Genomic DNA, 12,424 nt, shown 5'->3' with positions numbered 1-12,424 from the left:
ATACTTAAAGCAGGAGTGTTCAAGACAATGTCACCGAAGAAGGATTACAACGGGGCATTACAATGGACAATCGGCGGAGATGTATTTGTAGGTATCAATGACATGAAACGTAGATACCTGGTTGTAGATGACGTATTCCAGGCAAAATCTGACTATCATTCTTACGGTGCTGCATTGAAGACAGACTTGGGATATGATGTAAGATTGAGTGAGAGAACACATTTCCGTCCATATGGAGCCTTGAAGATGGAATATGGAAGATTTAACGACATCAAGGAAGACAGAGGGGAAATGAGACTGGAAGTAAAAGGGAACGACTACTTCTCAGTTAAGCCTGAAGTTGGAATGGAATTCAAATATGTGCAACCGTTAGCGGTAAGAACAAACTTGACAGTGGGACTTACAGCAGCCTATGAGAATGAACTAGGAAAAGTTGGAGATGTGAACAACAGAGGAAGAGTAAGATACACAAGTGCTGACTGGTTCGGAATCAGAGGGGAAAAGGATGACAGAAAAGGAAATGGTAAGTTTGACTTGAACATTGGAGTTGACAACACAAGATTTGGAGTAACAGTAAATGGTGGATATGATACTAAAGGTAAGAATGTAAGAGCAGGTATTGGATTTAGAGCTATTTACTAGAACGAAGAATTGGAAAGAAAGAGAATAACTTTAACAACTAAAAATGTAACAGATGTTTGAGTTAAGGACTTGAAAAAGAAATGAAAAACAAAAAGAATGAAAGGGCAGTGGAACTTAGGTTTTGCTGTTCTTTTTTGTTTGTTATCAGTTTTTGGTTTACAGCTTATATCGGTAATTCTGCTTATACAGATTATTGCTCAATTTACAAAAATGAATTTGAAGAGTTTGTTTGAAGATTAGAAGAGATACAAAATTTAAAGAAATAAAAAAATCCGATCTACCGTTCTAACGTAATTTTTGGTTGCCTGTAAGACGTTACAGGTGGTAGTCATATTTATAAACTGTACAGAATCCGTACAAAGCGTGAGCCGTCGTGATTTTCCTGAAACAATTTATAAAGGGATAACCCCATTAAAATAGAGTAAAGCCCAAAAATTCGTTGTTAGTATCGAATAGATCAGAAATCTTATATATGATTTGATTGACTTTCATTACTTAATTATTATAACTGTTATACGAGAAAATGTCAAATATTCTTTTCTGAAAAATTTGAAAAATTTACTAAATAGGCATTATTTTCTGATTTTGTTAAAATATTTTTTTTACACAGATTTGAAATTTCTCTTGATAAGGCAGGCCTTGTCACTTCAAATCGTTTTGCTAAAGCTGAAATACTGGGTAAAAACTTAATTTTACCATTTTTAGAATTTTCCTTTATATAGCTTAATATTTTTTCTTCAATTGTTTTATTTGTAAAATTAAACCATATCCGCTTTGAAAGAAGTTGACTTTTATTTGAAATTTCAGTTATGAAATTGAGTAAAAGTCTTTTATCTGAATGAATTATATCCAAGTATTTTTCTTTATCAAAAAAAAGCAGTTTAGAATTTTCCAAAGTTATTAAATCAACAGGAAAAATATTATTTTCTCCAAATAAAAATGCAGAAGCCAGAACTTCCCCCGCCTTCATCTCACCAATAACAATTGTATCTCCGTTAAATTTCTGCATTTCCCCATAAGCAGAGCCCTTTATAATAATAATTACTTTTTCCAAAGTATCACCACGAAAAAATACAGTTTCATTTTTCTTATATTTTTCTATTTTAAAATCAATTTTTTCCAAACATTCTGAAATTTCTTCAATGGTTAATCCTTGAAATAACGAAACTTTTGTCAAAAAAATTGATAAATCTTTTATTTTCATAATATTTCTTCTCTCTATAAATAATTTTAATTTAAATCAAAATACAGTAAAATCGCTTTAAAATCAAATTCAAAAGTTATAATTATTTTACTCAACTAAAAAATATTTAATTTTAATAGTTCAATATTAAAAAAGTTTAGATATATTTTGACAACAAAATATTTTGTAAACATTATCTAAGTTTTATATTACCATTTTTGAATTTTAATTTCAATAAACAAATGAAAAAATATTTATTTTTAAATATAAAAATCTGTTGCTTTTTAAATTAAAGATGTGTAAAATATGTTTAAAATAACCGTTTACGAGAGGATTTTATGAAAAAAAATATATTATTAATTTTATTTGCTATTTTAATTTCTTTACTTGCAATAATCACGATAAATCCGAATTTTAAAGATTTTAGGAATAAATTTACTAATTTTGAAAAGATAGCAAGCACTAAAAAATCAGATACTCCCAAAAATGATAAACCCAATGAAAAAACAGAATTTACAATAATTGGCGTTGGAGATATAATGCTAGGCTCAAATTATCCTTTTGAATATCTACTTCCTAAAAATGATGCCAATATTCTTCAAAATACACAAAATATACTGAAAAATGCTGATATAACAGTGGGAAATCTGGAAGGAACTCTATTTGATAATGGCGGGACTACCAAAATCTGTAATAATCAAAATGTATGCTATGTTTTTCGTATACCTTCAAGATATGGAGCATATCTAAAACAGGCTGGATTTGACTATTTAAGCATTGCCAATAACCATAGCAATGATTTTGGGGAAATTGGAATTAAGAAAACCATGAAAAATCTTGATAATTTAGGCATAAAATATTCTGGAATTAAAGATATTGCTGAAAGTGCTATTTTAGAAAAAGATGGAAAAAAATTTGGATTTATTTCATTTTCTCCAAATTCAGCTACTGTAAAATTAAATGACTATAATTATGCAAAAAAACTTATTTCTGAATTAAAATCAAAAGTTGATATTGTAATTGTTATGTTTCACGGTGGAGCCGAAGGTGCTAATGCTGAACACATTACTAAAAGACATGAAATTTTTCATGGCGAAGATAGAGGAAATGTTTATGAGTTTGCCCATTTTGCCATAGACAATGGAGCAGACATAATCTTTGGACAAGGCCCTCATGTCACAAGAGCAGTTGAGCTTTATAAAAATAAATTTATCTCTTATAGTGCAGGAAACTTTGCAACTTTTGGAAAGATTAATATTTCAGGTTCTATGGGACTTGCTCCAATTTTTAAGATTAAAATAGACAGCAATGGAAATTTTATATCTGGAGAAATTATCCCTATAAGACAGACTTATGAAAGTTTAGGCCCTTTTATAGATTCAGAAAAGTCAGTCATCAAAAAGATAATTTCCTTGAATAAATCTGATTTTCCAAATGGAAATGGACTTTCTATCACTGCTGATGGAAAAATTACCAAGATTAATAATCTAAATTAAAAATTTTTTATTTTATTTTTCACAAATTTAAAGAATATAGCTAGAAATCAGAATAAAAGCATCCTGATTTTACTTTCTTTTTAGTCTAATAATTTCCCTCTCATTTTCATCCATTCTATTCCCCAGTTTTTCATTTTCCCGCTCTAACCTTTCCAACTTTTTCTTCTTTTCAATTTCCTCATCCTTAATATTCCTTCGTTCCACAATCACATTATTCCCAATTTTATCATCAGGATTCCCAATAATTTCCATTCCCTCTCCAATATCCATTCCAAAAATTTCAATCTTCTCTCCGTTATTCATCCCAATAAACACTTCCTTTTCTTTAACCAAATTATTTTTATCAATCAAATAAATATAGCTTTTTTGATTTTTAAAAATAACAGCCTTTTTTGGAACAGCCATAACATTCTCTTTTTTCCTATAAACTACACGAATATCCACTTGCTCATTAAAAAACAAATCCTTAAATAAAGTTGTCAAAAACTCAAACACATTCATATCCCCAATTTTATTAATCTTAAATAATTCTGCTTCAATAAGCTTTTTTTCAGAAAATAAATCCGAGTTCTCTTTTTTCTTATCCTTATCTTGCAACATTTCCTTATTTTTATCATTTTTCATTTCAATTAATTCTTCAAGTGTTTTTTCTTCTCCGATTTTTTTATTTTTCCTCCTGAAAATAGTAATGTCAGCAATATTTCCAATATTCAGATTTTTAACTTTCTCACTTTTCACACTTTCACTAACTATTTTTAAATCTTCCCTTTTGGCAAGAATCAAAATAGGCTCATTTTTGTTTGTAATTCCACCTTTTACTGCATTAATTTTCACAATGTAAGCATCAAATGGACTTCTTACACTTCTCTGAACCAATCTTGTATTTCTCATTTCATCTTTAATTTCAATTTCCAATCCTGATATTTCTCCACGTAATTCCTGAATTTTCTGACTAACATCAGATCCCAATTCCTTTTGTTTTTCCAAATTTCGTAATTCCCGATTTTTAATCACTAATAACGTACGTTTTTCATTCAATCCATTTTTCTGATAATCACTAAATTTTACTATTACATCGCCCTTTTTTACAAAATCTCCAGCCTTGTAGTAAACATCATCAACGGATAAATTCACATCCAGTCCAATTTTAGTAACATTATTTGCAACAACAGTTCCTTTGATATTCACAAAAAGTTCAAGATTTTCACGTGTTATTTTTTCAATAACATATTTCTGATTAACTTTCGGAGTACAGAATTTTATCATAAAAAGAATAATAAAAATAAAAATTGCGGGCATTATCCAAATTATTTCATCTTTTTTTCTCAATATTCTCTTCCTTTTTTAGTGGTTTCCGTCAAAATAGGAATTTTCACTTAAATTATCTTCATAAGGGAAATATTCCTTTCGTCCAAGATAAAGCTGATCTGATTTTCTTTGGATTGGAACGACAAAAAATCCCCAGTTGTTCAAATCAGTATAAATAAAAAATCTTATTGTGCTGTTTTGAATTGTGTCGGTGTCATTTTGAGAAATGATATTTGTAAACTCAGGCAAAATTTCCTGTGCGTCCATTTCTTCATAATCATCTTCATTTTTATAAATAAGCTCTTTCTTTAATTCCCCTTCAGCGTTGTAAACATAAATTTTCAGCTCTTCCGCTGAACTTTTCTTATCAATCTGTCCAATCAGAATATCAGCCTTTCGTGAAGTCTGTATCATTTCCACTTTTTCCCCATCGTATTTTTCCACCCACACAGAATACGGCACAAGTGGCACTTCATTCACAATTTCCACATCTATATGCCCAAAACGCTTATAATCCAGATATTTTATAGCTCCGTCCAAACAGTTCAGTTTCAGCTCGTAATCATCACGATGGCTCAGTTCCTTGTATTCAATCATCTTTCCTGGAACAAATTCCTTTAGAACTTCCTGAAATGTACTGATTTTCGTTGACTGTCCGCTCAATTTTATTAATGAATATTCAAAAAGCAACCCTTCCTTGTAATACGTATTCAAAAATTTTCTGAGCATTCCGTAAATATCAGCTTTTACGATTTTTTCAATTTCCTTTATCGTAAAAATATGTCTTGGGTAATCTGTTATTGTGGTAAATATTCCATTTTCATAAGTATGAATTTTCCAGCTTTTTAACTGCGTTATATGAATATCATTCCGTTTTTCATAATTTCTGGGTACATCAAAACGTGTTCGCAGTCTTCCATCGGATGTAAAAAATTCTTTTTTAAGATTTTCAGCTGCTTCCCATAACATATAAAAGTTATTCCGTATTTTCTGATACTCCTCACTCATTTTATTCTCAAACTGCGAATATTTTGTGGGAATTACATTTTCATACTTTTCATATTCCAAATTCATATTTTCAAAAATCTTCTCAACACCGCTGTCATCAATTACCTTGTAAATCATATCATTGTCATATTTTATCAAATCATTAATAGAAACGACCCTATTTTCAGAATATCTTGCCCCAAGCACAATTTTTAAAAACTGCATAATCCTGTAAGTCAAGTCATTTCCACCAAAATTCTCATCCCCGTTTTCAAAGCTCGTCCTTATATCTAGATAATACGAAATCCTGTCCTTGCTAATCACATATTTACAAGCCGCCAAATCCGTCGTCCCGCCACCACAGTCAATAATTAATGCACTATATTCTTCGTTCTCCTTATATCTCCCCTTCCTTATCTGTATCTCAATTGTATTATACAGCACCGCAATTGCTTCATCCATAGCATTTTCACGAATAATTTCATATTCATAATTTTTCTCGCTTGAAATTATATTTTTTTCAGAAATTTCAGAATTCTGATGTTTATTAAATTTATTTTCCACCATGAAAATTTCCTGAAACATCGTCAAAAACTGCTCCTTCAATTTTACAGGACTGGAAGCGTGAATTTTTTTAAATTTGCATTTAAACATATATTCTGCACGATTCACAACATATTTTAAGTACGCCTTTATTATATCCTTTCTTTTTACATACAAAATATTTCCAAACTCATCATTAATTTTCTCAAGTTTATTATGCTCATGAACCCACCTTTTCAAGCTATAAAAAATCGAGCCATTGACAATATAGTCATTTCTCTCCAACTTTCTTACCACATCGTACCCAAATGAATACTTAATATTATTAGCATCACTGCAATCATCAACATAAACCAACGTCGGAAAAATCTCACGGTAATGCCTCTCCCCGTCATCAAATTTTACATAATTTATCGCATCTATTACGACATTTCCATTCAAAATATCATTAGTAGGTAAATCCTTCACATAATTTCTATCCAGATATGCTCCAAGAGCTGTATTTACTGTTCCAAAATCAATACAAAGTGGCGTATTCGTAGTTTCCAGATTTTTCACAATAAAATTTTCAATTTCAACTTTGTAATAATCCATCTGGTACGGATAAAGCGGTGTCATTTCATCTTCCTTCAAATTATAAAACTTATGAATAAATTTCAAGTCATTTTCTTTAAAGAACAAAAATGAAAATTTATTATTTCTCAGCGTTTCGACTCTAAAAAATTCCTTTTTACTAATCAGAAAATACTTATTTCTGCTATTCAAATCCTTTTCCAGCTGGAAAATCCCACACAGGTAATTATTCGCATTTATAAGAAAAACATTTGCACTGCTCACATTTTCAGGAATCTCAATTTTATAATTGTCCTCCCTCATCAAATCAAGTTCCTTATACAAAATAATCTTGTGAGGCACCCGTATCTTATTCTCATGATGAATCCTCTCGCCAAGTTTATTATCAAAAAGTTCTTGAACATTCACAAGCCCATTTTTATTATACTTGTCAATACAGTAACTTGCCTTGACTCCCCTGTATTTCATCAAAAGTGCAATAAGCTCTTCTCTCGTAGGCGTTTCCACATGTACATTTACCAAATGTTCCTCGATTGCAATTTGATACATCTCATAGTAAGATTTTCTTCGCAATTCCTCTTCATAAAATAATCTCATATTTTTACCTTTTCCCCTTTACTATTTTCAAGTATTATAACGATTTTATTAAAATTCAAGATTTACTTGTTTTTGATTTTATCGTGATTTATCTAATAGTTTCCTGAATAACAAACAATTCTTTACCTTTGTTAAACAATATTTACTTTAAATTTAAACGGTTATCAAGCATATCTAATGCTAACCCAAATTTAAAAAACAGAAATTATATTTTGTTGCATAAAAAAAAATTATACTATACTCTAACCTGTTTAAAATTAAACTACTAAAAATTATATGAATTTAGAGTTTGAGTAAAATAGTCATGACTTTTGAGTTCGGTTTTAAAGAAGTTTTACTATAATTCTATTATTTTAATGGCAAATAGTATAATTTATAAAATCTAAAAATATTAAAAATATTTAGCTTTGCATAAAAATTTTTCGCAATTTTTCAATCATTTCCCTAACACTTCCAAACCTTTTCTGCCTATCAAACTCTAGCCCCTTTTTTATAACTTCTTCCACTTCCTTAAATTTCTCAATCTTCTCAAATCTCAAAATAACCTCTCTATCAAACTCCAGTTCAGCCTTATAAAACCTATTAATCGCCCCATCCACTTTCACTCCACAAAGCATAAAATATAAAAGTGCCGCAAGTGAATAAACATCTGTTCTTTCATCAATCTCTACTTTTTCTGAATAAATCTCAATCGGCGAATATCCTTCCGAAACCTTAACAAACTCAACTTTTTCCTTCTTTTTTAAGCTCGCTCCAAAATCAATAATCCTGATATTTCCCTTAATATCAATCAAAATATTTGAAGGCTTCAAATCACAATGAATAATGCCCTTTTTATGAATTTTACAAACTACTTCGGCAATTTTAAAAAATATTTCCAAAATATGATTTATCCTCACTTTTCCATTTTTTATCCGATTTTCCAAAATATATTTTTTCAAGGTAACTCCACGAAAATATTCAGTAACAATATAATTTGTCCCATTTTCACTAAAAAAATCCACAAGTTTAACAACATCATTCACAAATCTCTGTTTCCTCCTTTTAGATTTTTTCAAAAATTTCTCCAAAATACATTTTTCTTTCCAAAAACATTCTTTCAGCTGTTCAAAATCTTTCTTATACTTTTTCGTAAAAACCTCTTTTTCATTTCTCATAACAATTTTCGAAGGATAGCATTCCTTAATAATTACTTTTTCCCCTTGTCTGTCTTCACACAGGTAAATATTGGAAAAATCACTTTTAGCTACATAATTTAAAATTTTATATTTCCCATTCAATATTGTTCCCTTTGATAAAAAATCCATCCTAATTTTTCCTTTAAATTCTTAATTTCAAATAAACTATAATTTTAAACTTTCTCAAAATCATTTCGCCCAAGAACTTCCCAATTTTGCTCAATTTCCTTTTCAAGTTGTGAAATTCCATTACTTTTTACCTTATAATTTTTTTTAAAATTTTTATTATCTGTATTCAGATTTTTTCTATTATATTTTTTATTTTTAGAAAATTTCTTTTTTATTCTTGAATTATTTAATTTTTTACCTCTCTTCTCTTTAGTTTCTATAATATTTTGAGTAATTTCCAAATTTTTCACATCTTTATTTTCTATTTTTTTATTCCCTGTTTCCACATTTTGATTTTCAACCGCATTTTCATTTCCAGCAGTTTTCATAACTTCAACTTTAACATTTGCCAAATTTCCCTGCTCAATTTTATTCTTTTCTATTTCTGCTTTTACATATAAATTATTTTCCAATAAATTTGATTTTTCACTAATCTTCTTAGTCATTACATTTTTGACATTTTCGTTTTTCCTGTTTTCAAAATTACCTTTTTGAATATTTTTTCCCACAGAAACAAGCATAAATGCAAACATTGCCGATAAAAATATATACTTTACAGCCATTTCACGCTTTTGATTTTTCTTGCTAACTTCACTTTCTAATAATTCATAATTCTTTTCCATTTCAATATCTTCAACAAAAATCGACAAAAATGGTATCACTTTACCCAATTTTTTCTCAGCAAGTTTTATCTGTTCGCTTAAACTTTGCTCAATATTTTCTTTACTTTTCTTGTCAACATATACTTCCTCAATTTCATTCTCATTAATAATCTTCCAGAATTCAGGACTCCCAACCAGCAAATAATCATGTTTTTTAAGTCTTATTTTTTTGACTTGCTCACCACTTATCTTTTCCACAATTTTATTTTTCCTATACAGAACAAATTTCGTTTTTCCCATATTTCCTACAATCATATTATTTTTTTCAATAATAATAACAATTTGTGAATAAAAATTTTTTAAATCAAAATCTTTTTCAGCTTTATGAAATTTATATAATTTTGTTTTCTCAAAAACCACTTTATCAATGGAAGATTGTATTATCTGTTCTATATTTTCTAGCGAAAATTCATTATTTTCCAAATATTTTTCAATAATTTTATGAACTCCAATTTTTGCTAAATTTATCTTATCAATTTTCTTGTTTTCAACATTACTATTTTCAAATTTTTGAGATATTTCTGACTTTTCCTGCATTTTTTCATCTATCTTTTCATTAAAGGCAGCAATACACCATATTCCTTTGCTTCCATTCGGAATGTATGCCGAATAAGAGCTTTTTTCCGTAATTTGTGCATATTCCTTAAAAAAGAAAGTATTTAACTTTATATTTTTTACCATCTTTCCTCCTTTCTTTTAAAAAATTTTCCAAAACTGCCACCATTTTTTATTCGCCTTTTTCTCAGCCTTTTTCAGTTTTTTTTCAATTTCCCCTATTTCATTTTGCTTAGTGCTGCTTTTTTCCAGCTTTTCCTTCGCCTGCGTAAATTTTTCCACAGCTTCCTTCCATTTTTTATTCTTAAAATCATCTTCTGCTTTTTTCTTCAATAAATATCCCTCATTTTTTTCAATTTTTTTATTCAAATCCTCAATTTTGGACATCTGATTTCCAAAATTTCCATCTGTATTCACCTCTTCCAGAAGTTTCTTCGCTTCTTCATATTTTGAAATACTTTCTTCAAATCTTTCATTTATAGCCAGCTGATCAGCCTGCGTTTCCAGATTTGACGCATTTTCCATTTTCCTTGTTATTTCTTCACGTCTTTGCCGCTCCCGCTCCAGTTCTTCCTGCTGTGCCCTGATTTCAGCTTCTTTTATTTGCAGTTGCTGCTGCATTTGGATTTCCTGCTGCCTTAACCTTTCCGAATATTCCATTTCCTGCGTTTTTAATTTTTCAGCATTCTGGCTTTCAAATTTAATAAATTCCTGTGCCTGGCTTATGTATTTGTCCACGGCATTTGCATTATTTGTATCTTTCATCTTCTGATAAATATTTTTAGCCTGCGTTAGAATATTTATTGCTTGTGCCGGATTATTAGCAGTTATTTGCGAAAGTCCTTCCTGAACAAGATTATTGGCAGTCTGCAAATCAGCGTTTTGCTGGGAATTAAGTTCCTGTATCTTATTGTCAATTTCTCCCACTTTCACAGTATCTCCAAGTGTCTGATACATCTGTCGTGCCTGATAATATGCCTCTTTTGAAGAATTAATATTGCTTTGTGCCAGCGAATCCCCTTTATTTTCAGCAAGCATTGCCCCATTATATGCTGTTTTTTCCTTATCCGTTATTTCCTCCAGCTTTTTCTCAACTTGCGAAACATAATCTGCCCTTCCATTTTCCAAATACATATCAGCCGCATTTTTATAACTAACCTTTGCTAAATTGTAGCTTCCTTCATTAACCGCCGTATCTCCAGCCGTTTCCAAAGCCTTAGCTTCCTTTAATTTCACAGTTGAATTTATCCGTGAATCCAATGTAGTTAAAATCTCTTCCGTGTTCAGTTCATCCCGTTTATAACTGTTGTCATTCAGGTTATACTTAGCCTGCTGATATTTTACGTTCGCTTCGTCATAATTCCCGCTGTTAAACAGCTCATTTCCCTCATTAATATCTGAAAATGCCTTTTTAATCTTCTCAGTTTCTCCAATTTTCTTATTTATTTCATCAATTTTCTTACTTGCATCAGCTCTCTTTTTCTCAGCATTTGTAAGAAATCCTATTATTCCCCTGCTTTTTGGCTTTAATTTTTCATATTCTCCAATTTCAAGTTTCAAATTATCAATTGAATTATTAAAATTTTTCTTTAAAATCTCTTCATCCGCCAACTTTTCATACTGCGTTGCCGCCTGCAAAATACCGTTTCGCCTTTTCACATTCCAAATTACAACAAACAAAATAATTACAACAATAATCAGCATTACAAGTATTATTTTTTTAATAAATTTCCTTTTGTCCTTTTCCATCGGCTCTGGACTTGCTACAGCACCCACTTCTACCTGTGCAATCGTATAATTTTCAATATTATCCCTAAGCGAAGCAAGTATCCGTTTTTCCAATGAATTTAACCATTGCTTCTTATCCTCAAATCTGGATAAGTCGTTTTCCATATCATGCTCATCAATATTTTCCCAGAATCCTACAGTCGTCAAGCAAAAAACATCTTTTTCCATAAGTTCCACAGGTTTTTTTATAATATTTGGCTTAATTTTCCCAAAATCCCCAATTGCCTGCAGCAAATCATTTCTTTGCCTGTGAAATCTCATATCCGATATATTCAATGCCTCTTCGTCCACCAAAAGCTGTGCTATCGTGTCATCTCTGCTTTGAGAAATGATATATCCGCCTCTAATATGATAAAACCTTGTATTTCCGATATTTCCATATAAAATTGAATTATAATTGCTTATAACGATTAAAAGGGAAGTGTGCATAAGAGAATATTTCTGAGTTTCTTCCTGCTTTTCCTTAACTTTCAGATTGACATAATCCATCATTTCCTTTATTACATCATAGTTAAATCGTGGACGTAGCATAAAATATTCAATCGCAGATTCTACCGCAATCTTTGCCGCAACTTTTGCCCCTTCTTCCTCATCAAATCCATCCGCCACAGCCCAAATCGCATAATTATCCAGCAAAACATACCCAAAATAATCATTATTTTCAGCCTTTGTCCCAGCCTCGCTCAAAAATTCCGTAATAAATTTTGCCTCATCTTTCCTCATTTCTCAATTTCTCCCTCTATT

The 12,424-nt window shown here is 30.2% G+C and carries 9 protein-coding genes and 1 other RNA gene; 3 read left to right on the top strand and 7 right to left on the bottom strand.

Annotated elements, in window-relative coordinates:
- Together K324_RS0102305 and K324_RS15660 are read left to right on the top strand one after the other, a co-directional pair.
- Positions 1 to 642: autotransporter outer membrane beta-barrel domain-containing protein (locus tag K324_RS0102305; protein WP_026747728.1), on the top strand; the 642-nt coding region annotated here is incomplete at its 5' end.
- Positions 643 to 722: 80 nt separating this feature from the next.
- Positions 723 to 875, top strand: coding sequence for a hypothetical protein (locus tag K324_RS15660; RefSeq protein WP_156906952.1), 153 nt, complete (start codon positions 723 to 725; stop codon positions 873 to 875).
- Between the two features lie 32 nt (positions 876 to 907).
- Here K324_RS15660 and ssrS read toward each other — a convergent pair.
- A non-coding RNA gene (ssrS, locus tag K324_RS15385) (6S RNA) lies at positions 908 to 1,109 on the bottom strand.
- A 59-nt stretch (positions 1,110 to 1,168) separates the two neighbouring features.
- Positions 1,169 to 1,846: a Crp/Fnr family transcriptional regulator gene (locus tag K324_RS14155; RefSeq protein WP_036094989.1), complete on the bottom strand. Its 678-nt coding sequence runs from the start codon at positions 1,844 to 1,846 to the stop codon at positions 1,169 to 1,171.
- A gap of 317 nt (positions 1,847 to 2,163) precedes the next feature.
- On the opposite strand from K324_RS14155, the gene K324_RS0102295 reads away from it, so the two are divergent.
- Positions 2,164 to 3,321, top strand: coding sequence for a CapA family protein (locus tag K324_RS0102295; RefSeq protein WP_026747727.1), 1,158 nt, complete (start codon positions 2,164 to 2,166; stop codon positions 3,319 to 3,321).
- Between the two features lie 69 nt (positions 3,322 to 3,390).
- On the opposite strand, the gene K324_RS0102290 is transcribed toward K324_RS0102295, so the two are convergent.
- The 5 genes from K324_RS0102290 to K324_RS0102270 form a co-directional block, all read right to left on the bottom strand.
- Entirely contained in the window at positions 3,391 to 4,650 is a 1,260-nt protein-coding gene (locus tag K324_RS0102290) for an efflux RND transporter periplasmic adaptor subunit (protein ID WP_026747726.1), read from the bottom strand.
- A 15-nt stretch (positions 4,651 to 4,665) separates the two neighbouring features.
- Positions 4,666 to 7,329, bottom strand: a complete 2,664-nt coding sequence (locus tag K324_RS0102285) for an acetate and sugar kinases/Hsc70/actin family protein (RefSeq protein WP_026747725.1) — start codon at positions 7,327 to 7,329, stop codon at positions 4,666 to 4,668.
- A 401-nt stretch (positions 7,330 to 7,730) separates the two neighbouring features.
- Positions 7,731 to 8,636, bottom strand: coding sequence for a serine/threonine protein kinase (locus tag K324_RS0102280; protein ID WP_026747724.1), 906 nt, complete (start codon positions 8,634 to 8,636; stop codon positions 7,731 to 7,733).
- Between the two features lie 44 nt (positions 8,637 to 8,680).
- Positions 8,681 to 10,018: a hypothetical protein gene (locus K324_RS0102275; protein WP_026747723.1), complete on the bottom strand. Its 1,338-nt coding sequence runs from the start codon at positions 10,016 to 10,018 to the stop codon at positions 8,681 to 8,683.
- A 15-nt stretch (positions 10,019 to 10,033) separates the two neighbouring features.
- Positions 10,034 to 12,403: a PP2C family protein-serine/threonine phosphatase gene (locus K324_RS0102270; protein WP_026747722.1), complete on the bottom strand. Its 2,370-nt coding sequence runs from the start codon at positions 12,401 to 12,403 to the stop codon at positions 10,034 to 10,036.
- Between the last annotated feature and the right edge of the window lie 21 nt (positions 12,404 to 12,424).

Source organism: Leptotrichia trevisanii DSM 22070, assembly GCF_000482505.1.
Classification (GTDB): domain Bacteria; phylum Fusobacteriota; class Fusobacteriia; order Fusobacteriales; family Leptotrichiaceae; genus Leptotrichia; species Leptotrichia trevisanii.
The sequence above is the reverse complement of the archived record's forward strand: the minus strand, read 5'-3'. Positions and strand labels throughout refer to the sequence as shown.

Excerpts from the sequence above, each read along its gene's own strand:
- K324_RS15660 (WP_156906952.1), top strand. The coding sequence starts at position 723 with ATGAAAAACAAAAAGAATGAAAGGGCAGTGGAACTTAGGTTTTGCTGT.
- K324_RS14155 (WP_036094989.1), bottom strand. The coding sequence starts at position 1,846 with ATGAAAATAAAAGATTTATCAATTTTTTTGACAAAAGTTTCGTTATTT.
- K324_RS0102295 (WP_026747727.1), top strand. The coding sequence starts at position 2,164 with ATGAAAAAAAATATATTATTAATTTTATTTGCTATTTTAATTTCTTTA.
- K324_RS0102285 (WP_026747725.1), bottom strand. The coding sequence starts at position 7,329 with ATGAGATTATTTTATGAAGAGGAATTGCGAAGAAAATCTTACTATGAG.
- K324_RS0102280 (WP_026747724.1), bottom strand. The coding sequence starts at position 8,636 with ATGGATTTTTTATCAAAGGGAACAATATTGAATGGGAAATATAAAATT.
- K324_RS0102275 (WP_026747723.1), bottom strand. The coding sequence starts at position 10,018 with ATGGTAAAAAATATAAAGTTAAATACTTTCTTTTTTAAGGAATATGCA.
- K324_RS0102270 (WP_026747722.1), bottom strand. The coding sequence starts at position 12,403 with ATGAGGAAAGATGAGGCAAAATTTATTACGGAATTTTTGAGCGAGGCT.